Below are 23,653 nucleotides of genomic sequence, written 5' to 3' on the forward strand. Positions count from 1 at the left end.
CAGCCCAAAATATTAGCAAGGCATTAGGAGGACTTTTATGATCCGCATATTATTTTTACTTATCATCGCAGCCATTGTACTGCCGCTCGCTTATTTCGGCTTTAAAACCGTACCGCTTGCCAGAAGAATGACTCTGGCCGGCGGGGCGCTTGCGGCAGCTGCCGTCGCTTTATACATGCAGGACGGTTTTGCCTGGTATTTGCCGGTGCTCGCACTGGTCGGCATTTCACTTTTGGCAAGCCTTCTTTATATGAAGCAACTGGAAAAAGAAGAGCTGGCCAAACAACTGGAAGCCGAAGAACGGAAAGCCCGCCGGAAAGAATTGCTTACTCCGGTTTATGATACACCACCCGTGAATGAGGCGGAATCCATTAAACAACAGGAATCCGTCAAAGAACGCGAAACCATCAAAGGGCCGGAAAAAATCAATGTACCGGAAAGAATTATGATGCCGGAAACAGTGAAAATGCCGGATTTGAAAAAAGAGCCAGAGAAAGAACCGGAACGCGAAAAAGAGCTTGTCGGCGCAAAGCCGTACAGCATGCAGTCGATTAAACCAGTCGGGAAGGAAGATCAAGGTGAACAATAAAGTATTCGGAATGACCTTTGCAGCTGTACTCGCATCAGCGCTGCTGTTTTTTGGCGTAGCCAATGCGGGGGCAATGGCTGTCGATACCTGGATCTTCCCGACGGAAGAATTCGGCGACAACACGTATATCGCAACGACGGATGTTTCCAATATGGAACACGAACAGGCAAAACAGCTGTTTGTCGGACAGGTGGATTCATGGCGCCAAACAGCGGAACTTCTTGTGACTTATCAGGATGCGACCGCGAGCTATCCCTTGAACAATGCAGAAATCTTGCTGGACGAAACGGTCGGACAAGCCCAAAGCGGCACACAGAACAATTTTGTCTTCCAGCTTTCACCGGAAACGACGGCAACGTTCCTGGAGCAGCAATTTCCGACTGCCGGCTTCACTGAAACGGACGTAGAAAACATCACGACAAAACTGGAAACAGCATTAGCTGCCGGCCAAACGAAGACAACTGTTGCCATCAGCGACGATACGCTGGAAGTTGCAAAAGAAGTCGTCTCCGAAGCGAAAATCACCCATAGCTTAAAAGGCAGTGATGCGATGGCGGTTGTCAACGCATTGAACGGCATTGACATTGCGCCGGGAAGCCCGTTTTCATTCCTGGACTTTATCGGCGGCTTGGAGCTTGCCAATGTAACAGATTCAGAGCTTTCGCAAATTGCTTCATCTATCTACGCAGCTGTGCTGCAGACGAACTTCTCGGTTGACGAGCGCAGCATCGGCACAGTAGCGCCGACAGCAGTGCCGCTTGGAAAAGAAGCAGCCATCAACCGGCCGCTCGGCATCGATTTTGTTTTTACCAACCCGAACAGCAATACATTCACTTTAAACTTATCAATGGACGGCGATACGCTGACAGCAATGCTCACCGGCTATCCATTCATCTATGAATATGAAGTTATCGCAAACGGCGAAGAGAAAGTGGAGCCGCGCTTGATCAAGCAATACAGTGCGTTCGTGACATCCGGCAAAGCGGTTGAAGAAGAAGGCCGCGACGGCGTCCGCATCAACGTGGTGCGTTCTACCCGTTCTGACGGAAAAGAGTTGGAACTCGACCCCGTATCGACCGATTTCTATCCGCCGGTCCATCGCATTGAAATTTATCCGCTGACGAAAACCGAAACGGCGCCTGCGGCAGGAACGGCTGTACCGCAGCCGGGACAACCTGGGTTTGTTGATGCAAACGGCGACGGCGTACACGACGGAACAGTCGCAGCGCCTCTTCCAGGGCAGCCCGGATTCGTCGATGCCAATGGCGACGGGGTGCATGACAGCACGTCTACTGTAACTCCAGCACCACTACCAGGACAGCCTGGATTTATCGATGCAAACGGCGACGGCGTACATGATGCGCCAGCTGCGACTCCAACAACACCGCTTCCGGGACAGCCTGGCTATGTGGACCAAGACGGCGACGGGGTTCATGACACACCGGCGACGGATGCAACACCTAACGACACAACGCCTAATACCGATGAAAAGAAAGAGCCGGTATATGACAAAGGCGGAAATAAAGTCAATCCTTAACGAGCTTTGAGGGGGAAGAGATTTGGCAAGAACACGAAAAAGACTAGGCGACATTTTAATAGAATTAGGCCTTCTCACTGAAGAAGACCTTCAGGGCACGTTAGATGCCAAAACATCAGACCAGAAGCTCGGCGACGCACTCGTCCAGCGCGGCTTGATCACCGAGCAGCAATTGATCGAAACGCTTGAAGTGCAGCTCGGCATCCCGCACGTGACGCTGTTCCAGTATCCGTTCGATCCGAAACTGTTCAACGTTGTACCGAAAGACTTTGCAAAACGGAAATCACTCGTGCCGCTCCGGGCGGAAGGCGACCGGCTGTTTATCGCGATGACCGATCCGACGGATTTCATCACGATTGATGATCTGCGTTTAACGACAGGATTCCAGATTGAACCGGCGATTGCGTCGAGAGAAGATATCCTAAAAACCATTGCGAAGTATTACGAAGAAGAATCCTACGATGACATGCTCGAAGAAATGCCGCAAAGCACAGCGGAAGAAGAAAATTTGGATGACATCGATGGGCCGATTGTCCGCCTCGTCAACCAGATCCTTTCAAACGCCGTATCGCTGAAGGCAAGTGACGTCCATTTCGATCCGCAGGAAAGCCGCATCCTTGTGCGCTACCGCATTGACGGCACGCTGCGAACGGAAAAGATTCTGCCGAAATCGATGCAGCAAATGGTTACGGCGCGGATCAAGATCCTGGCAAATCTGGACATTACCGAAAACCGGATCCCGCAGGATGGACGGATCAAGACAACCGTCGACCTGCGTGCCATCGATCTCCGGGTATCGTCATTGCCGACGGTATTCGGCGAGAAAATCGTTATGCGGATTTTGGACCTCGGGGCGAATTTGACCGATATCGACAAACTCGGCTTTAACGAATTAAACATGAAGCGCTTCTTGCGTGAAATCGACAAACCAAACGGCATCGTCCTGATTTCCGGCCCGACTGGTTCCGGTAAATCGTCAACGCTTTATGCAGCACTCAATAAATTGAACAGTGAAGAAGTCAACATTATCACCGTCGAAGATCCGGTTGAGTACCAGCTTGAAGGCATCAACCAAATCCAAGTGAACTCGAACGTCGGCTTGACGTTTGCTGCCGGCTTGCGCTCGATTTTGCGCCAAGATCCCGACATCGTCATGGTTGGGGAAATCCGGGACAAAGAAACGGCTGACATATCAATTCGTGCCTCTTTAACGGGTCACTTAGTATTAAGTACCATCCATACCAACGATTCGATTGCTTCTATTACCCGTTTAATGGATATGGGCATCGAGCCGTTCCTGGTAACGGCTTCCTTGAATGCCGTTGTCGCACAGCGCCTAATCCGCCGGGTTTGCCGCGACTGCCGGGAAACTCAGGCAGCGACACTGCGTGAACAGGAGATTTTTGAAAAACGCGGCCTGACGATTGATGTGGTGGCACGCGGCACAGGCTGTCCGCGCTGCAATATGTCCGGATACCGCGGACGTATGGCAATTCACGAAGTCTTGGTTGTCGACGAAGACATCAAAACCATCATCAACCGCGGCGGCACTGCAGCGGAAATCCGCGAAGTGGCCGTGAAAAACAATACCATCTTCCTGATCGACGATGGCTTATTAAAAGTGAAGGAGGGTCTGACAACGACAGAAGAAGTGCTGCGCGTTGCCATGACAGATTAACCGATGAATACGACGCTAAATTACGTAGATACAGTTCTGACTGCTGCCACGGATTTGAAAGTTTCCGATATCCATATGACAACCGGCATCCCGCCGGTGTTCCGGATGCACGGAGCGTTAAAGCAATACGGCGAAGACAAATTAATGCCGGAAATGACAAAAGAAATCGCCCGCGTGCTGATGCCGGATGCCTTATGGGAAACGTTCCTTGAAAAAGGCGAGATGGATTACTCATACTCCATTCCCGGCGTTGCCCGTTTCCGGGTCAACTCGTTCCATCAGCGCGGCTCCATTTCCCACGCGTTCCGGACGATCCCAACCAAAATCCCGACAATCGATGATTTGAACATGCCGGATACATTAAAGAAATTGTCGGACACGCACCAAGGCTTGATCCTGGTGACAGGACCTACCGGCTCGGGTAAATCGACGACGCTTGCCGCGATGATCCGCCATATGAATGAAAACCTGTCCAAACACATCATTACACTGGAAGACCCGATCGAGTATATGCACAACCACGGCACATCGGTTATCGACCAGCGTGAAGTCGGCTTCGATACAAATTCGTTTGCGAACGGGCTGCGCGCTGCGCTCCGTCAGGATCCGGACGTTATCCTTGTAGGTGAGATGCGTGACTTGGAAACCATCACGACCGCCATCACGGCAGCTGAAACAGGCCACTTAGTTATGGGGACGCTCCATACATCGAGTGCCGCTTCAACCGTAGAACGGATTATTGACGTATTCCCGCCGGAACAGCATGCCCAGATCCGGACGCAGCTTGGCGGAATCCTGAAAGCCGTAATTTCTCAGCGTTTGCTGCCGACAGTTGACGGCAAAGGGCGCGTCGCCGCAACCGAAATCCTGATCAACAACACGGCCATCGCCAACTTGATCCGCACTGAAAAAGTGCACCAGATTCCGAATATCATTTTGACAAACCGTGCGGCCGGCATGCATATGATGTCGACCTCAGTCCAGGAACTGCTGAAAAAAGGAAAGATTTCAAGAGAAATCGCTCGTCCGTACTTGGTAGAGGAGGAATAAGATGGCGCGTTTTAAATACGAAGGGCGTGACCGTAAGAAAATCCGCTCCGGCATCATTGTAGCGGATAGCCAGCGAAGTGCTGTCCAGAAGTTGAGAGACGATGGCGTGCGGGTCATTGACATCCGGGAAATACCGACAACTGCTCTTCAAAAGGATATTTCATTTGGAGCTCCGGTGAAACGGGATCAGTTCATCATGTTTCTTCGTCAATTCTCTACTCTGATGCGTGCGGGTGTAACGATTGTGGATGCGGTGAAAATTCTATCTCAACAGGTGGATTCCAAAGCGCTGCGCAAGACCTTGACTGAAGTCGATGATGAACTCCGCAAAGGGAATTCGCTTTCCAATACTTTAGCTAAATATCCAAAGATTTTTGAACCACTTACGATAAACTTGATTCGAGCAGGAGAACTATCAGGGAATATTGATGAATCACTTGACCGGCTTGCGACGCATTACGACAAAGCGTATCAGACGCGGCAGAAAGTCATCTCAGCGATGTCGTATCCGCTCGTTGTTGGTTTCCTGGCGATTGGGGTAGTAATATTCCTTTTATCTTCTATTGTGCCGATGTTTGCGGAGATGTTCGAAGGAATGGGCAGTGAATTGCCGCCGCTCACTCAATTTGTGATGGGATCCAGTGACTTTGTCAAAAACTATTGGTACATCCTGATTGGGGTGACCTTGCTGTTTGCTGGAATCATATGGATGATGAAGCGCAATGAAAAAGGCAAATACATTCTGGATACGATCATGCTAAAGATACCTTTGTTCGGAAACATGTTAAAGAAATCAGCGCTTGCTCGATTAACGCGGACATTAAGTTCCTTGTTCTCGAGCTCTGTTCCGATTCTTCAGGCAATGACGATGACAGAAAAAGTAGTAGGCAACGCAGTCATGTCAAAAGTCATCATCGCTTCTCGAGATTCGCTTGAGCGAGGCGGATCTCTTACAGAACCTATGAAAAATCACTGGGCGTTTCCGCCGCTTATCCCGCATATGATTCAGATTGGGGAACAGACCGGATCTCTTGACCATATGTTGGCCAAAGTAGCAGAATTCTACGAAAAAGAAGTGGAAGCGGAAACCGACCGTTTAAAGGCCATGATAGAACCATTGATGATTGTTTTCTTAGCTGCAATTGTCGGGACTATAATCCTATCAATAATGATGCCAATGTTTGATATGTTCCAGAATGTAGATAAAATGTAGGACTAAATATCAAAAATAATTGAAAAAAATTCAAAAAAACTTGAAAAATGCTATTGCGTAATTCGTGACTATGGTTATAATTAAGTTGTACTCAAAGTAGTACTTAAATTACAAATACTAGGGGGAAAGAAAATGAAGAAATTTCTTCAGAAGAAGTTAAAAGAACAAAAGGGTATGACGTTGATCGAGCTTTTAGCAGTTATCGTTATCATCGCGATTATTGCGGCAATCGCTATTCCAGCGATTGGGAATATTATTGAAAATAGTCGTGTTGGAGCTGCGAAATCTGATGCTTTAAGCGCTTTTGCTGGTGCAGAATTATACTTAGCGGATAATCCTTCTGCTACAAGTGTTACACTTGCTCAACTTGAAGATGGATATATTGACGATGCTGGAACACTTGATAGTTTTACTTATACACCTGCAGCAGGATCTACAGTTGCTAGTTTTGAGGGTGCTTCAAAGGTTAGTGGAGGTATTGAGATTGCTTATGCAGCCGGTACTACTAAGGCAATGGTTTCCGCTTTACCGAACAATTCTGAAACTGGTGACGGCGGTACTATAACAATTACTGGACGTTAAATATTAAGGAGCTGAGAAAATGGCCTTATCGTTTTTATCGAGAAAAGCGCGAGTCGCGACAATAACTATAGAAGAAGACGCGATTCGTCATGTCGACCTGAAATCCCATTCTCCACTTCAATTGAACTGTGCGGAAGAGCTTGCTCTTCCAGCCGGCATCATTGAAGACGGGAAAATCATCGATGCGGAAGCGCTGGAAGCGATACTCGATAAGGCTGTCAATCAGTGGGGTCTCTCTAAGAAGTCAGTCCGATTCCTCGCCCCTGACGAATTCGTTATTATCCGCAAAGTACCTTACCCCGAAGATGTTGAACAAGATGAACTTAAAGGCCATTTCTTTATCGAAATCGGTTCAACGCTTTACTTGCCCTTCGAAGATCCCGTCTTCGATGTGGTGCCGTACAATACCGATACCGAAGAACCGGAAGTGATCATCATCGCTTCCAAAGAATCGGTCATCAACGATTATGAGAATGTGTTGGATAAGGTGAAATTAAAAGCGGTAGTTGCCGATGTCACGCCGCTTGCCTTGTACCGTTTAGCATATTTGCAGCATGACTTCACAGAAGACGAGCACGTCATGCTGATCGATCTGCAGTCACAGAAAATGACAGTTTCCATCTTCCATGAACATTTTCCGCTGTTTATGCGGCCGGTTGATTTGGAATTGACGGCAACGATAGAAGAAGATCCTGAAGCCGTGATGGACATCATCGAAGAAGAAGCCGAGAAACTCGCCAACTTTTACAGTTTCAATATGAACGGCGGGGAAGTCGGCATTACGAAAGTCGTTTGCAACGGCGAATACAGAGACTGGGACGCGTTCCGTGCTCGATTGGAAGAGCGTTTTTCTTTGCCTGTACTACCTGTCGTACTTGATGCCATTCCTTCCGACGATTCGGAAGATGTACCCGGACGTTTTAACCGCGCCATCGGTCTTGCGCTGAAAGAGGTGTAATCCATGCTTGTCGATATTAACTTATTGCCGCAGAAAGAGCGGGACCGTCCCGCTTTTCTGATCGCGGCGATTACGATATTACTTTTGGCTGTCATTTTATGGGCAGTTTTTGCATTTATGGCAAGTGCCAACGAAAAAGAACAGGCTGAACTTTCAGCCCAGTCTGTCCAAGTGGCTGCCGATCAAGCGGCAATTCGCGAACAGCTGGAAGCGAAGCAGGGCATGAACGAAGAGCAGCAATTGAAAGTTACGGTCGATTGGGCAGAAAGCTATCAATTTGATACGTTGCCGCTCTTGAGCGATTTGGTATCCAAACTGCCGCAGCGCGGGTTTTTTGACAGCTTTTCCTACGTCGGTTTGGATCAGGCGCTTTTGACGGTTCAATTTGATACAGCTCGGGAAGCGGCATTTTATTTAGCACAGCTGAAGACTTCTGAATTACTTAAGTCCGCGACTTTAGATTCTGTCACACAAGAAGAAATGCAAGAAGAAGCGACAACTACAGCTACGACAGCCGGTACAACAGTTGTTGTTGGAGAAGATGAAGACGTAGTTATTGAAAATCCGCGTTACCTTGCAACATATACCTTGATTTTTGTGGACGACCGGATTCCAGCAGAAGTGGTGGAAGGTGAAACGCCAGTGGAAACACCGGCAGAACCTGCAGCGGAAACGCCGCCTGCAGAAACTCCTCCAACGGAAGTGCCGGCTGAGGCGCCAGCTGCTGGAACAACCGAAACGCCAGCAACTGATACGGATGTAAACGTAGACGTTGAAGTTAACGAAGAAACACCTGCCACTCCAGAAGGAACGGAGGGGAATGGCCAATGAGCAGCTTGACAAAAAGCCAGAAAGAAAAAGGCCTGATCATTTTAGCGGTTGTGTTCTTATTAGTTCTTGGAGCGTATTCCTATTTCTTGGTTTATGCACCAGCGAAAGAAGCGCGTCTACAAGCCGAACAGACCTTGAGTTCCGAGCGTGACGTTTTGATTGCGCTTCAGACGCAGTTGAAAGAATTACCGGAAGGCGAGAAGATCAGCACGAGCGAATTGCAGCAGAAAGTGTCGATTGAACCGTTATCGGAAACCTTGATTTTGCAAATTGAACAAGCTGAGTTATTATCTGATACTCTAATTACAAATATTGAAATGTTAGAAGAACCAGTTACTTTGCCAGTTCCTGTTGAAGGTTTAGAAAATATGCAACAAGTGAAAACTACTGTTACTTTTGAAACACCTAACTACAAAGGCATTACTGCATTTATTAAAGAAATTGAAGCAATGGATCGTATCTTAGTAATTGATTCTATTGATTTTACTTCTAATGATGAAGTAACCGCTGTTGAAACTGAAAAAGAACCAGTAGAAGTCACGGTAAGCTTCGCAGCTTACTTCCGTCCGGATTTGATTGCTTTAGTTGATACGCTTCCAAAAGTAGATGCACCGCCGCCGGCCAAGAAAGTTAATCCGCTGCCGCAAAATGACGGCACGGCTTTAGCCGAAGAGGAAGCAGTCGTTGCTCCTGAAGATGCTGCGGATGTTGACGTCAACGTGGAAGTCAATGTCGAAGACGGCGAATCGGCAGCGGCCGATGGCCAGTAAAAGGTAACAGCCAAAGAGAAATCGTCATGATTTCTCTTTTTGTTTTAAAAAATCTAAACCGTAAAGAGGGTTTCTATGTTCATAACGTATACAGCATTCTTTTCCATATTTGGACTGGTATTCGGTTCATTCTATAATGTCGTCGGTTTGCGCGTTCCGAAAAACGAGTCAATCGCCTTTCCACCGTCGCATTGCACCAAATGCGATCGCCAGTTGACGCCGCTGGATCTGGTGCCGGTATTTTCTTATCTGTTCTTGCGGGGCCGCTGCCGTTCATGCGGCGAAAAGATCCACTGGGTTTATCCGTTGATGGAAGCCATCACCGCAGCGCTTTTTGCCATCTCGTTTTGGCAGTTGGGCTTCCAGCCTGAACTGATTGTGGCGTTGATCTTTGTTTCGTTGCTTGTCATCATCACAGTATCCGACATAGCGTATATGCTGATTCCGGATAAAGTATTGATGCCGGTCGGGATCGTTCTGCTCGCGTTGCGATTATTTATCCCGCTCGATCCGTGGTGGGACGCATTGCTCGGAGCTGCTGTCGGGTTCGGGATTCTGTTATTGATTGCCATCGTCTCGAAAGGCGGCATGGGCGGCGGCGATATCAAATTGTTTTTCGTCATCGGACTGGTGCTTGGGACAAACGGCACTTTGTTGACGCTGTTCTTCGCCTCCCTCATCGGAGCGATTGCCGGCATCGTCCAGCTGCGCGTCCTTAACAAAGACCGCAAGACACCGGTGCCGTTCGGGCCGTCGATTGCACTTGGCGCTGTCATCACCTATTTTTGGGGTGATGCGCTATTGAATTGGTATATGAATTTCTGGGGATGAAGCCATGTGCTTCATCTTTTTTTAGTATGCTACTTTTTTACGTCATCAAAGATATGGAGCAAAATAGCGGAGACGCCAGCGGGGCAGCGTAAGCGACGAGACAGACGAGACCCTGCAACGCTCTTTCATGTTTCGAAGCTAGCGCAGCGATGCAGAAACAGGAGCAAAGCGATGAAGCGGCTCGGCGCTCGCCCGCGGCAAGCGTAGCTATTTTGCGGAATATCGATAAACTGCCTATCTATCAAAATATTTTCCCAAACCGCACAGCTAGGCGATTCCTAACCCAAACATCCGCCAAATCTCATTTTTGAGATCCCGAAACCCGGGCAAAAATTATTTTTGCGTTTTTGTCTACAATTTTCATCTGCGGCGATTTTCGGTATGATGCTAGAAAAGGGAGGAATAGTTTTATGAAATTTAAAGCCAACGCGCCGGTCATCCTGGCGTCCGCATCACCGCGCAGAAAAGAATTGCTGGAAAGCCTCGGCATCGAGTTTTCAATCGTGCCGAGCTTAAAAGAAGAGCCGGATCCGTCGAAGTTTCAGACCGCTATGGGCTATGTCATCGAATGCGCTTTGCTGAAAGCGAAAGACGTGGCGAAAAAGCATCCGGAAGCCGTCGTCATCGGCTCAGACACAGTTGTCGTGCTGGACAGAGAGATTTTGCGCAAGCCGCAGAACAAAGAACAGGCTAAAGAATATTTGCGGCAGCTGTCCGGAGAGACGCATGACGTCATCACCGCTGTCACGATTGTGAAAGGCGGCAGCGAACAGACCTTCCAGGAAATCACCCGCGTGACGTTCTACGATTTGCCGGAAGATTGGATCGAAGCCTATACCAGCACTGATGATCCTTACGATAAAGCAGGTGCGTACGGTATCCAGACCATGTCCGGTTTGTTCGTCCGGAAAATCGACGGTGACTACAACACGGTGGTCGGATTTCCGCTGGCGAGCCTGACGCAGAAATTGATGCTGTCCGGCTATATTTCACTGGAAGGGAGCCGTGTCCATGCATATTGAACAAGCCTTAATGATCCGTGATGTCCATGCAGCTGACCGTCCGCGCGAGCGGCTGGTCAGCCAGGGCGCGATGAGCTTATCAAATCAGGAGCTCATCGCGATCCTGCTCCGTACAGGCACGAAACAGGAGTCGGTTTTGCACCTCGCGAACCGGGTTCTCCTTTATTTCGAACAGATCCAGGGGTTGAAAGATGCCACCATCGAAGAAATGACATCGATCAAAGGCATCGGCCAGGCCAAAGCGGTGCAGCTCCTTGCATCCGTCGAGCTTGGGCGCCGCCTGTCCTCCAAGCAAACCGACACAAAATTCACCATCCGCTCCCCGAAAGACGCCGCCTCGTATTTGATGGCGGATATGACTTCGCTCAAACAAGAACATTTCGTCGTGTTATTCCTCAACATCAAAAACCAAGTCATGCACAAACAAACCATTTTTGTCGGCAGCCTGAATGCCAGCATCGTCCATCCGCGCGAAATTTTTCGGGAAGCGGTGCGGCGTTCGTCGGCATCGATCGTCTGTGCCCACAACCATCGGATTATAGTAAAGTTCGACAGCTTTATATTCAAGTGGTATTATGGTGTTACCTTAATTAATAAGGTGTTACCTAAAAGGGTGGGGTGTGTAAGTTGACTAAAAATAACCTTTACGTAATTAAAGGATTAGAAAAGAAACATAATAACGCTTCTTTAAGCGTAAAAACAAATTTTCAATACAAATTGCTTGCAGGTTGGGAACTTCAACAAAAAGCTTTAGGCTATACTGATAAAACGATTGCATTAAATTTAAGAAATATAAAAGAGTTTCTTTCTCTTATCGATAAGTTTGTGTGGGAAATTGACAGAGAAGATATAGAACTTTTTTATGTTGATTTAGTTGGGAGAAATCTTGCTCATAGTACTAGAAGAAAGTATCAATCTAATATTTCTACTTTCTTAGAATATTTACGTTCTAGAAAATCCACTGAAATATTTAATATGGTAGGGACACATGTACCTGACGTACTCGATCAATTTAATAAGTTTTTTCATAGAAGAGATGATAATGATATTCGTATCGCACCTCCTAAAAAAGAAGTCTTAGATGTTTTTTTTAAGTGTCTAAAGGAAGACATGGAGAAAAATAGAAAGTATAAAACGGTAGCTAGAGATTACGTCTTTTTTAAATTGCTTGGTATGACCGGCCTTAGAATTTATGAATTAACAATGATTAATATTAAAGATGTTAGATTCGATTTAGGTTCATCTGGTGTAGGAAAGGTTCATGTTAGATATGGAAAAGGGAGTCGAGGTTCTGGTCACAAACCCAGGTGGGTGCCTTTACTCAATGATGCAGACCTTTTACTGAAATGGTATATAGAGCATATTTATCCATTATTTACTGTTGGAGATTACGATTCATCTCCTTTGTTTCTTTCAGAAGGCGGTAGTAGGGTGACGCGAGATACAATGAGAACTAATTTAAGAAGACGACAGGGTGAGTATGGAATTCCACAAGAAGAAATATTTTCTGCTCATCAGTTAAGGCATGCTTTTGCCACAGACTTAGCAGAAACTGGAGTGGATATAATGACCTTGAGTAAATTATTAGGACATTCTAACATTGCCACTACAGCTGGATATTTGGATGCAAGTAGTGATTTTGTTGAAAAGCGTATAAGAATAGCACAAAAACAGTGGAAGGAATCTATGAAAATTTTGGGGGGTGAAATAGATGAGTATTGAATGGAAATTAAGGCAGATAATGGCCAAAAATGATGTTTGGACAGGAAGCGAATTATTGCGATTAATGGAAGACAAAGCCGGCTACTCAATGTCCCCAGCTTCTATTTCAGCATTAATTAATGATACGCCTAAGTTAATACGTGTAGAGACTTTAGATGCCTTGTGTACGGCTTTAGATTGTACTCCAAACGATTTAGTAGTTCATAAATCTTCCTTCATCGGTTCAATGAAAACACCAAGAGTTATATCAAATAATAAGCAAGAAAAAGAAGTGGTGAATAAACGGCCACTTCCACCAGTATAGGAGGGGCATAATGAAACTAATATCTTGCCCACATTGTGGTAATGATGCGGCAGAAGGTACAATTAAAAAAACTGGACGATGTAATAATTGTTATTCATTAGCTTCAATAAATAACATGCTGAATCATGACTTACTTCATAAGAAGAATGGGGTTAAGTGGAAAGTTGAATTAATATTAGACTTTGGAAAATTTCTTGAAAAATCAAGTTATTCATATGTTTTTATTTACAGGGCACTTGTTGATTTCCAAAAAATAGTTAATCAATTGGCTAACAGAAAAGATTATTTTATTGATGAATCTTGGCTAGATAAAAAATTTAAAGAAATAAGTGCTTATAAATCTAAAAATGGATTAGACTCTATTAAAGTTTTTCTTTACAGTGAAAAATTGATAAATTTTGATATTAATAATTCACCTTGGGCCAGCAAAACACTAGATAAATGGTTTTATTACAACGAAGACATATTAGATTACTATTTCGATAGCGAAAGGTGTAGTGATTGTGGAAATGAAACCCTTATAAATCAATCTTCTAGTTTCTGTGGAAATTGTTTAGGTAGAAGATCTCTTAAAAATCTAACTTCAATTTCAAATATGGAGAAAGTTTTTAAGAGTAAAGAAGCACGTACTATATTTTTAGATTTTGTAGATTTTTTATTAAAATCCCAACTTACATTTGTTAGAATTCGAGAAATTTCAGAAGTATTATTGCATGTGTTTAAATTAAAAGAAGAACCTCTTTCAAAGTCTCTTAATGGAAAAATCGTTTCACTTCAAGGAGATCATTTACAGGAACTTTTTAATATAAAATGGATGGAACGTGCTTTTGAAAGTTATACAAAATTCTCGTTTTCAAAGTTAAAACTAAAGCTTTTGAAAGCTTCTTATGGTCATTATTGTGCATTTTTAATTCATCGTTCAATTATTCCTCATAATACTATATTACCTGCACTAAATATTAAAAATGGAGTGATAAGTCTTTCTAAAAAGAAGAAAGAAGAACGTAAGGTGATTGAAGAAAAAATTGACATGTATCCTAATGGATTTCATAAACTTTTAAAGTATTACTTGGAAATTGAAGCGAAGAAAATTTTTGTCTTGGAAAAGAAAAATGCAGTTAAAACTCTAAAGTGGCAATCCGTTTCTCAAATTTTTCGCTCGTTCTTTAGATGTTTGGATTGGTTGATTTCTAAATTTAAGGTCGAAGACTGGAATGGAATTACTGATGATTATATAAATTCTTATCTCTTAACATATAAAAAACAACAATATAGAGATATTGAGAAAAGAAAGTTATATAATCTATTGGAATTTGGGAAGAAAAATAAGTTAATGTTTGCAAATCCTATTGCACCTTTTAAAGCTAGAGATTACAACATTGTTGAAAACCCATTTACGCCTTCAGATCATATTAAATTAAACCAACAAATTAAATTAGCTGCATCAATTAACCCTACAGATGCGTTATTGGTATCACTTTGTTACTTTCATGTTTTAACTTCAAAAGAGATACAAAACATTGAAATTTCAAATATAAATATAAAAAAACAAGCAATTTTCATTCCAAAGAGATCACCTGTTTATTTAGATAATTTTGAGATGAACTTACTAACAAATCATTTAAAGCTCAGTGCAGATTTACGTGAACATCATAAAATATCATTTTTATTCTTTTCTCTTAGGAATAGTAATCCAATTAAAGTAACTACAAACTGGATTTTGAAACATACTAAAAAACTAAGTGGTTACTCGCCAAAAATTATTAGAAGAGTTGCCTTGCAACATTACGGAGAAATGCATGGAACTGAATTCTTACATGACTGTTTTGGTCTTTCTTTAACACACTCTTCAAGGTTTGGGAATTTGGATGACTGGATTATTGAAGATATTATTGCAGCAGAAATCGAGAGTGAAAGTTAAGTGGAATTTTTATTTGTTAAAAATATCTCATAGAATTAAAAGATACTTACAATATACTTTCATGATTTCAGTTAGTTAAAGATATAGAAACTTAATTCTAAAAAAATGAAACATGTACTAACATTGAAACAATATTGATGCGATAAGGAGAATGTTAAATGCTTTCCAAACCTGAGAATCTTTTTAGAGATAATCTGAAGATGTATCCGCATCTTCTAAAAATTAGAGAGAAATTATGGGCTAATGATACTAAAAGTAGAGTTTCAATAATGATCGGGGCAGGGTTTAGTAAAAATGCCGCTAAAATAGAGTCATCATTTGAAGGGATGGCCTTATGGGAGGACTTGAAAGAGAGACTTATAAAGGATTTAAGTCATCATGAAAATATAAGTGAAAAAGACGTTTTAGAGATTGGTCAGATTTATTCGGACGAATATGGTAGGTCCACATTAGATGAATTATTAAAAGCTTCTATACCAGATGAAAACTATGAACCTGATCAACTACATTATCAATTGCTTAATTTACCTTGGACGGATGTATATACTACTAATTATGATACTTTATTAGAACGTGCTAAAAAAAGCGTGTATGAGAGAAGTTATCAAGTTATTTATGATGTTAATGATATTCCGAGTTCTGTACAGCCTCGAATTGTGAAGTTACATGGAAGTTTTCCTGCAAATCGACCATTTGTTTTTACAAAAAAGGATTACGATAACTATCCTAAAAATTTTAGTCCTTTTGTCAATATGGTTCAACAATCAATTATGGAAACTACATTTGTATTGATAGGTTTTTCAGGAGAAGATCCTAATTTTTCTAAATGGATTTCATGGGTGCAAGAAAACTTAAAAGAACACATGCCTAAAATTTATATGATAGGCCTTAAAGAGAAAGCTGATAGTCAAGAACTGGAAAAAAAGGGGATAACTCTGATTGATTTTAAAGAAGTATATCCTAATGGTACAGGGACTTTCAAAATGATGTTTGATGATTTGTTTGAGTTTCTATCTTATAAAGAAAGACTTGATAAACTTAAGTGGCCTTATAAAAAATATATTTCTTCACAAAATGATTTTTTTACTTATAATAGATCTACTTATCCTGGTTGGACAATTATGCCTGATGAAATTAGGAGAACTAATTTGTTCTCCCTGTGGAAAGCCGTTGATGAATTTATTGATGAAATAGTTAATTTATCTGTTTCTGAAATCACTGAAGAAAAAATTCTTCAAATTAATGATGTAATTTGGAACTTAGAAAAATACTACATACCAATAGATTACTCGTTTTTTATAAAACTTAAAGAAATAGTTTCTAGCTATAATAACGATAGGTTACATACTATAATTTTAAGATTGCTTAAAGAAGCGAGATTAGATTGCAATATTCTAGACTTTGATTACTATGTGAAAATTTGTGAAGAATTGAATTTGAACGAAGAAGAGAATCATACATTAATATATGAGAAAATTCTATATCACTTAAGTTTAAACAAAATTGAAGAGGTATTTGAATTATTGAATAACTGGATTGTGGGAACAAAGGAAATTGATTGGGGAGTAAAGAAAGCTTGTATTTATTTAAGAATTGATGAAGTCGAAAAGGGTGAGTTCTTATTTGAAGATTATCTCCAAACAATTAGAAGTTTATTGGCTATAAAAATGGATGATTATCGTCTTTTAACTTTAGAAAGTATTATACTTCATCATCTTGATGGTCACGATAACAAAACATATGGATTTGATAGATTGAAAACTTTAAGTACTAAGTATTGTGATTCCAATAAGGAGTTTAAAACTTTATTGAGATCAGTCAAAGAATATTCTCCTGAATATGGTACTAAAGAAACTCCAGAATTTGATCCTGGGAGAGAAACTGTAACTACAAATTATGGGGATGCTTATCAAGCAGATTTATATGAATCCTATGCTGTGTTACAAATTAAAGAAGAGTTTGCTTTTCAACAAATTGATAATTCTCAATATAATTTAGCATTAGAAAATATAAAAACATCTTACAATCTCTATGCTTTAATTAAACAAATTTTCAAAGCTAGAAGCAAAGATATAAAAACAATATTCACAAGAGAATTTGTATATGGCATTAAAGAAGAAGAAAAAAAAGCATTACTTATTATTTTAGATAATTCTCTGTTACTCGATAAAAAATCATTAATTAGTAACGATAAAGCTCTAGAAATCTATTCAAGAATTTATATGGTATTAGGTCTAGAAGAACAACATACCATAGATGTGAAATTATTAGATTTTCTTAATAATCAAAAAGAGAAAACATTACAAGAAATCAAGATCCTAAAACTTTGTATTTCAAGAATTTTATACGCGAAAAATGTTGTAGAAGCTGGATATTTTATTGAGAAATTAATTGCATTAGATATAGAAATTCAACGATTCAATGATAAAAGTGCCTATTTAGTTTTTTTCTTTGAACCTATTCTTGAAGTGATAAAAAACCATAAAAAAGTAAAAGGATTGAATATCCCTACTGTGGTTTTAGAGGGATTATTAGATAAGCTTGAAAATCCTAGTGATGATTCAACGGCTGAGAGTGCGTTCATAAGATTATGCTTTTTAGTACTAACTCAAAGTCTAAATAGCTCATATATTAAAAGGTTTGAAGTATCAGCTTCGAAAATGCCTAGCGATAAAAAATATGGTATTAGTGATTTCTTGACAATAAACGGAATGGGAAATCTTGTAAATGGTACTAATCAAATTGACCAAAATAAGTTGGATGAATTTATGATTCAAGATATTCCGATTTTTTATACTGAAACTTATACGTCTGACGGTTCTGCTGTAATTGAATACTTTAGTTTTGTTAGACTATATTTCAAAGGTTTTTATGAGCCAAACTCTGAAAAAAAACCTGATAAAGCTTACTATCTTCAATTGCTTGATAAGTTTTATATTTGGTGGGAGAGTCAAAAACCAGCGTTACTACAAACCCGTGACTTGTTAACTTCTGTGTTTTTTACTAAAGACACATTACAAAGTGTAGTTTACACTTTAAAAAATAATATCTGGGGTTCAATTCCGCTTGATTATCTTAGAGAGACTGATAAAGAAAAAGCGTCCTTGATTTTTAATGAATTGAATCAAAAAAGGCCAGAACTATCAAGTTTATTAATACCATCATTACAAAGAATGAGAGTCGAAGAGTCGCTTAATTTAGAGTATTTGATAGATAGTGTTACTGAGAGAAGTGAAGAGAAAAGTAAAAAAGCAATTTCTTCTCTTTTAGATTATTCTATTTTTATTTTTAGGGGAGAAATAAATGAAGATCTAAAAACAATTAGCAGTGAATTGCTTGAAATTTTAAAATATGGGAATGGTGAAAAATTAAAAGAAGCTATAAAAACTATTTCTAAAATAATTGAATTTGATTCTTCGATTTTAGATGATGAAGTTATTTCTCTAATTATAAAATATGTAAATAAATACCTAGCAGCTTTAAAAACTGAGGAATTAAAAATTGAAAAAACACCGGATTTCCAACTGTTAGCAAGTTATGCGGAACTAGTCGCCGTGCTTTTAAAATATAAGCGAGAATTTGTTGGTCTTGCTTTGCATGACTGGGAAGAATATATTACCTCACATAAGCTTCCAGAAGTTCGAATGGCAACTATGTATTTTAATTAAACAAATATACAACTAACAAAAAAATTTTAGGGTTCTAAAATATAAGGGTGATTTTAAACAAATGGAGGAACTAGTTTGACTTATTGTGTAGCATGGAAGTCCAATAATGAAATTTATGTACTGGCAGATTCATTAACTTCTTCAGAGTCTGAAAGTGAATTTAACTATGAATCACCTTTCTCAAGTATGGGAGAAGTTTATGGTCAATACGATACTAATTACATTGGGGAGACGGATACTAAAATATATTACATAGAGAATATTGTCGTCGCGTTTTCTGGTGTTATTAATGTATTTTCACAAGTTAAAGAAACCATAGAGCTATTAGGGAAAACTACTTGTATTGAGTTAATTGTGAACAGCTTAAAGGAGATAGTTGGAGATTCAGATTTAATTATTGCAATTAAGAATGAAGAAGATAATAGACTATATCACTTAAACAAATTAGGGTTTAAAGAAGTTAATGATTTTATAGCTATAGGTAGTGGTAGTGATATAACAGAGTTAAATAATTTAATGCGAGAATTTTTCTTGAATGAAATGGACCCAGAATATGAACCTCAGAAAAAAGTGAGTGCTGCTACTGCATACATTCAAATGCTATCTCTAAAAAACAACTATTTAAACGTGGGGGTAGGAGGTACTTTTTGTGGAGTTTGTATACATGAAAAAATAGAGTGGAATGATGATTTCCTATATTTTTTGTATGATGAAAAGTTTGAAGTTAAAAAACTAATCAATGTAATTATTAGGAAGAATACAATAATAACTGGATCGGACTTTACGGGATTAACAAAAGCATTTAAATATAAGTATTTGAGTGAGAACGAAGGAAGAAAAATGCTAAGGTATATTCAGAAATGCATACAATCTTATATACCTCGTTATGTGGTTTTTTATAGCTCAGACATTAATAATATATACTTCTGCGATATTTATAATAAGACACATACTCTATATTTGAGAATATTTCAACGTAGGGGGAAAGTGGAGTCGAAAACTGAAATCTATACTTCTCCATACTTAGTTGGACAATACCTATTAAATAATAAGAATGAAGAAAAAATGATTATACCTTTTGATTATATAGATATCCCTGAAGTTCAATATATTCAAAGAGATGAATTAATAGAGAAAGTAGAAAATATTCAAGATGTCGAATTTGAATATAATAATTTTGATTTTCCACTTGAATATTTTTCTGCCCCTATTGATATTAGCGATTACTTAAATAAAAGTATTTCTGATTACGAAAACCTTTTACTTGTTAACATGAAATACTTAAAGGCTAAAATATTTGAGTTAAGTGAATTTTATAAAGAGCTAAATATAGAATTTGACCTTTTACAAATTCTTATCGGGTTACGTAAGGATTTAGAAACGAAATTTGAAGTTGAGGAATTTAAAGTGCTCTTATTTGGTAATCAAGAAGAATTAGAGAATAATGACAAAGAGAAAATAGAGTTTTATCAAAACGAACCAAGCTTTAACTTTGAACAATTCACTAATTCTTTGTTGCTTAATTTTTATAAAGACTTTAACTACTATCATCTGGACAAAATCGTGATTTTAGATGATAGTTCATACTTTAATGATTTATTTGAAATTCTACCTGAATATAATCGAGTGCGAACAGAGGCAGATATATTCTTAATCAGAAATCACAATTTTGAAAGTGATGTACTTTATTCTCCATTTTATTTTTGTGCTGATACACTGATACCTAGTATTCTAGGCTTACCAAAAGAGGCTTTTGGATTATGGGTTCCTGATGTAATGTCAGAAGAAGAGAAACTGTCAACCGCACATTATTTAAATTCAATAATAGACAATTACTGAACTTAAAGATTTTACCATATTGTATAAAGAGAAAACTTGTAAAAAATTCGAGTACTATTTCTTTTATAATTTAAAAAACCCAGCAAACCATTAAACTAGGTTTCTGGGTTCTTTAATCTATTCACCTGAATTGATGTAGTTACTAGAATGTTCTTTCATCATTACATATTGCAATGACTAGATGTATAGCCTAAATCGTGCACCATAGTTCTTTGAAAGAGCTAGTTAAAGGAGATGATGAAATCTGGACATTGAATGACCTTTTCTATTTACTATTTTTCCAAATAACGATAAATGGTGGTTCGAGAAACATTCCATTTTTCAGCTATATCTTTAATCGGTGTACCATTTTGAATCAAAGAACGCATCATTTCAATATCTTTTGTGCCAAACTTCTCCGGTCGTCCACCAAGACGTCCTCTTGCTCTGGCAGCTGTCCTACCAGCAGCCGAACGTTCCTCAATCAAGTTCCGTTCGAATTCCGCAAACGCAGCGAACAGGTGGAACATCAATTGTCCAGTTGCATTGCGTTTATCCATCGTCAAGTTTTCCTGCAAACTATGGAAGGCAACCCCCCGTTCATTTAAGGCATTTACAAGTTGAATCAAATCCTGCATGTTTCTTCCTAAACGATCCAATCGCCAAACAACAATCGTATCTCCTTCACGTGCATAGTTAATCGCTTCTTCTAAACCTGGACGCTGTTTTTTTGTTCCACTCATTTTATCGTGAAACGTTTTATCGCAACCGTAAGCTGCTAACGCATCCATTTGTAAATCCAAGTTTTGTAATCCCGTTGAAACTCGTGCATAACCAATTAACATCCAATCACTCTTTCGTCTTTTTCTATGAATTGATTGTACCATAAGATAAAACAACAACGGTTAGTGAACATAGAATAATGTACAGAGTTTTGTTACACGAAACACATGAAAAAAGATCCTTATCAAATCAACCGATGACGTGTCCAGAAAAGGACGAGTTTTGTTACAATTTTCTTTCAAAAGAAACGCCATAAATTCCTAAATTATTTTAATGTATTGTGAAAACAGTTAAGCTTTCTTTCATTTTGCAAAATGAAACTTTAAAATGTGGATGTGTTAAAGTTTATTAACACATCTGCGTTTAAATATAATTGAAGAGAAAATGTTCTATAAAAATAAGAGTCACTATAACAAATCTAACAGGCTAACAATGCTAAATATTTTATTAAAGGGAACAAAATATAAATATTATAGTAGATTAGAAAAGGGGTGCATTTAGTGGGGGATTATATGGAATTTGAAAGGTTGCCAATATTATTAAAGAGATACGCTTTTGGGGCTAAAATGAGTATTGCGCAAAAGAACTCTATGGAAATTATGAATTTTAATAAGATTGTAGATTCCGAAAAGCTTAGCAGTAGCCATCTACCATGGGAACTTGAAACATTTGCATTACTATCTATCTCTACTGGGGCAGAATATGATAATCAAAATTTTAATGGTACAAAAGGAGAGAGAAAATTCATTAAAATAATGGATGCTATTCGAAATTACCAACATCCTAAAGTTTTTTCTAAGTCTGAAGAGGACAATTTATTCGATTATTTTCTTATTGTAACTGGCTTAACTCAATTTCCAATACAAGAAGATACTCATTACATAACATATCGTTATCAATACATGTTTAATTTTAAAAATGAAAAAGTAAGTATGCCAGAAGAATTTAAAGCCAAGTTTGGGGCTGAGTTTCGTGAGTACCTGGATTTGGGGATTATATTAAATCTTAGTTTTATGGCACGGAATCATCCCAAAGTTTTAGACTATATTTTAATAAAATATGAACATATCATAAAATATCTTATTATTGAAAGAGAAAATTTTAATCGACTTCAAAGTAAGGTTACAACAGATATTAAACAGTATTTATATGGATTTAAATACTTTTATCAGTATCCTTTTATTTCGTACAACGAAAAAACTTATCTACCACTTCCTCACCTTATCATGCATTCAGTGACTTCATCGTTATTATTTAGACTAACTGAAGGCGATGATAAGTTTCGAAATGTCTTTGGGAAAGAAGTATTGGAAAATTATCTTATTCACATTATTAAACTGACAAATCAATTTGAGGAGGTTAAGGGGGACTTTCGTTATCAGAGTAAAAAAGGAGGTAAAGACACGTTAGATGTAATGGCTATAAATAAAGATTACTGTTTTATGATTGATAGTAAAAGTATGGTTCCAAGACTAGCTCTTAGGAACCTAGCTATAGAAACTATACAACATACTATAGATCGACTTGCAAAAGCAGTTGTTCAAGTATATCTCCATCTAACTGAACGTTTAACTAAAGAGTATTATCCTTTTTCTAGAGAAGTTCAATTCCTTCCAGAGAATATCTTTGGAGCTGTAATTATTTTAGAAGAAAGTTATATTAGACGAGAAGTGGTAATGAAAAAAGCTGCTGATCTTTTAAATCTCAAACATAAAACTAAAGAATATCAGTTTTTATGTTCGAACATAAAAATCCTTAGTCTGTATAGCATGGAAAGAATGGTATTTGAAGGGCATGATATAATAGAGAAACTAGTCGAAAACAGAAATTCTGAAAAAAACTGGTTTGCTTACAACCTATTAGGACAAGAAGTATCAAACCAAGAAGTAAGGAAAGAAATTAAACTGATTAAAGATCAAAATTTACAAACGATGACAGACTTTATCGACGAGTTAAAAAATGTAGGATTTAATTAAGCTATATTATATGTTTCTACAAAAAGTAGAAATTAAAAACCCCGTTGTAAACGCTAAACTAGAGAGAGCAATTTATCACAATTAAGATAGAGCAGGTTTCCACAAATAAGATTGACCAATTTCCCTACAAATATGACACTTTTAATAGGCTGCGACTAGTTTATTGAAAGTGAGGAAATTGGAGTGAACAGATTTATGAAATATGTAGAAGTTCGTAAGCTGCAGGCAGAAGGGTTCTCCATTAACTCGATTGCGAAGAAGCTGAACATGTCGAGGAATACCGTAAAAGAATATATCGGGATGGCGCCGGAGGAGTTTGAAGACTTTCTTATTTCGTTGCGCAACCGGTCCAAGAAGCTGGATCCCTTTCGGGATCACATCCTCCAGTGGCTACATGAGC

At 39.4% G+C, this 23,653-nt stretch carries 19 protein-coding genes and 1 pseudogene; 19 read left to right on the forward strand and 1 reads right to left on the reverse strand.

The features are described 5' to 3' along the window. Positions 1-37: 37 nt before the first annotated feature. The 17 genes from BLQ32_RS16875 (at position 38) to BLQ32_RS16955 (ending at position 20,515) form a co-directional block, all read left to right on the forward strand. On the forward strand, positions 38-589 hold the full coding sequence (locus tag BLQ32_RS16875) for a hypothetical protein (RefSeq protein WP_074511343.1): 552 nt from the start codon (positions 38-40) through the stop codon (positions 587-589). Next, complete coding sequence (locus BLQ32_RS16880; protein ID WP_074511345.1) at positions 579-2,126, forward strand: VanW family protein; 1,548 nt, start codon at positions 579-581, stop codon at positions 2,124-2,126. Before BLQ32_RS16875 ends, BLQ32_RS16880 begins: the two co-directional genes overlap by 11 nt. A gap of 22 nt (positions 2,127-2,148) precedes the next feature. Continuing rightward, positions 2,149-3,804: a GspE/PulE family protein gene (locus BLQ32_RS16885; RefSeq protein WP_074511347.1), complete on the forward strand. Its 1,656-nt coding sequence runs from the start codon at positions 2,149-2,151 to the stop codon at positions 3,802-3,804. 3 nt (positions 3,805-3,807) lie between these two features. Continuing rightward, positions 3,808-4,854: a type IV pilus twitching motility protein PilT gene (locus tag BLQ32_RS16890; protein WP_074511349.1), complete on the forward strand. Its 1,047-nt coding sequence runs from the start codon at positions 3,808-3,810 to the stop codon at positions 4,852-4,854. 1 nt (position 4,855) lies between these two features. Continuing rightward, positions 4,856-6,067: a type II secretion system F family protein gene (locus BLQ32_RS16895; protein ID WP_074511351.1), complete on the forward strand. Its 1,212-nt coding sequence runs from the start codon at positions 4,856-4,858 to the stop codon at positions 6,065-6,067. A 132-nt stretch (positions 6,068-6,199) separates the two neighbouring features. Then, entirely contained in the window at positions 6,200-6,649 is a 450-nt protein-coding gene (locus tag BLQ32_RS16900; protein WP_074511353.1) for a prepilin-type N-terminal cleavage/methylation domain-containing protein, read from the forward strand. 19 nt (positions 6,650-6,668) lie between these two features. Next, positions 6,669-7,607 (forward strand): type IV pilus biogenesis protein PilM, encoded by a 939-nt coding sequence (pilM, locus tag BLQ32_RS16905; protein ID WP_074511355.1) that lies wholly within the window; start codon positions 6,669-6,671, stop codon positions 7,605-7,607. Between the two features lie 3 nt (positions 7,608-7,610). After that, positions 7,611-8,438 carry a PilN domain-containing protein gene (locus tag BLQ32_RS16910; RefSeq protein ID WP_074511357.1) on the forward strand — a complete coding sequence of 276 codons (828 nt, stop codon included), beginning with the start codon at positions 7,611-7,613 and terminating at the stop codon, positions 8,436-8,438. Further along, complete coding sequence (locus BLQ32_RS16915; protein ID WP_074511359.1) at positions 8,435-9,208, forward strand: pilus assembly protein PilO; 774 nt, start codon at positions 8,435-8,437, stop codon at positions 9,206-9,208. Before BLQ32_RS16910 ends, BLQ32_RS16915 begins: the two co-directional genes overlap by 4 nt. 75 nt (positions 9,209-9,283) lie before the next feature. After that, positions 9,284-10,039, forward strand: coding sequence for a prepilin peptidase (locus tag BLQ32_RS16920; protein WP_074511361.1), 756 nt, complete (start codon positions 9,284-9,286; stop codon positions 10,037-10,039). Positions 10,040-10,449: 410 nt separating this feature from the next. Continuing rightward, positions 10,450-11,061, forward strand: a complete 612-nt coding sequence (locus BLQ32_RS16925; RefSeq protein ID WP_074511363.1) for a Maf family protein — start codon at positions 10,450-10,452, stop codon at positions 11,059-11,061. Further along, complete coding sequence (gene radC, locus BLQ32_RS16930) at positions 11,051-11,692, forward strand: RadC family protein (RefSeq protein WP_083335387.1); 642 nt, start codon at positions 11,051-11,053, stop codon at positions 11,690-11,692. The genes BLQ32_RS16925 and radC overlap by 11 nt, the downstream gene beginning before the upstream one ends. Next, positions 11,689-12,783: a tyrosine-type recombinase/integrase gene (locus tag BLQ32_RS16935; protein ID WP_083335388.1), complete on the forward strand. Its 1,095-nt coding sequence runs from the start codon at positions 11,689-11,691 to the stop codon at positions 12,781-12,783. Before radC ends, BLQ32_RS16935 begins: the two co-directional genes overlap by 4 nt. Continuing rightward, entirely contained in the window at positions 12,773-13,087 is a 315-nt protein-coding gene (locus BLQ32_RS16940) for a helix-turn-helix domain-containing protein (RefSeq protein ID WP_074511365.1), read from the forward strand. The genes BLQ32_RS16935 and BLQ32_RS16940 overlap by 11 nt, the downstream gene beginning before the upstream one ends. 10 nt (positions 13,088-13,097) lie before the next feature. After that, positions 13,098-15,008, forward strand: coding sequence for a hypothetical protein (locus BLQ32_RS16945; protein ID WP_074511367.1), 1,911 nt, complete (start codon positions 13,098-13,100; stop codon positions 15,006-15,008). A gap of 158 nt (positions 15,009-15,166) precedes the next feature. Beyond that, positions 15,167-18,676: an SIR2 family NAD-dependent protein deacylase gene (locus BLQ32_RS16950; RefSeq protein ID WP_083335389.1), complete on the forward strand. Its 3,510-nt coding sequence runs from the start codon at positions 15,167-15,169 to the stop codon at positions 18,674-18,676. A gap of 75 nt (positions 18,677-18,751) precedes the next feature. Beyond that, positions 18,752-20,515, forward strand: a complete 1,764-nt coding sequence (locus tag BLQ32_RS16955; RefSeq protein WP_074511369.1) for a hypothetical protein — start codon at positions 18,752-18,754, stop codon at positions 20,513-20,515. 272 nt (positions 20,516-20,787) lie between these two features. Here BLQ32_RS16955 and BLQ32_RS16960 read toward each other — a convergent pair whose 3' ends face one another. Next, positions 20,788-21,339 (reverse strand): recombinase family protein, encoded by a 552-nt coding sequence (locus BLQ32_RS16960; protein WP_074511371.1) that lies wholly within the window; start codon positions 21,337-21,339, stop codon positions 20,788-20,790. A gap of 438 nt (positions 21,340-21,777) precedes the next feature. On the opposite strand from BLQ32_RS16960, the gene BLQ32_RS16965 reads away from it, so the two are divergent. Continuing rightward, the gene (locus tag BLQ32_RS16965) at positions 21,778-23,253 is read left to right on the forward strand and encodes a hypothetical protein (RefSeq protein ID WP_244890383.1); all 1,476 of its coding nucleotides are present in this window, start codon (positions 21,778-21,780) and stop codon (positions 23,251-23,253) included. A 195-nt stretch (positions 23,254-23,448) separates the two neighbouring features. Further along, positions 23,449-23,653, forward strand: a pseudogene (locus tag BLQ32_RS16970) (helix-turn-helix domain-containing protein); the annotation flags it as partial.

The organism is Planococcus glaciei, assembly GCF_900099655.1.
In the GTDB taxonomy this organism is placed as follows: domain Bacteria; phylum Bacillota; class Bacilli; order Bacillales_A; family Planococcaceae; genus Planococcus; species Planococcus glaciei.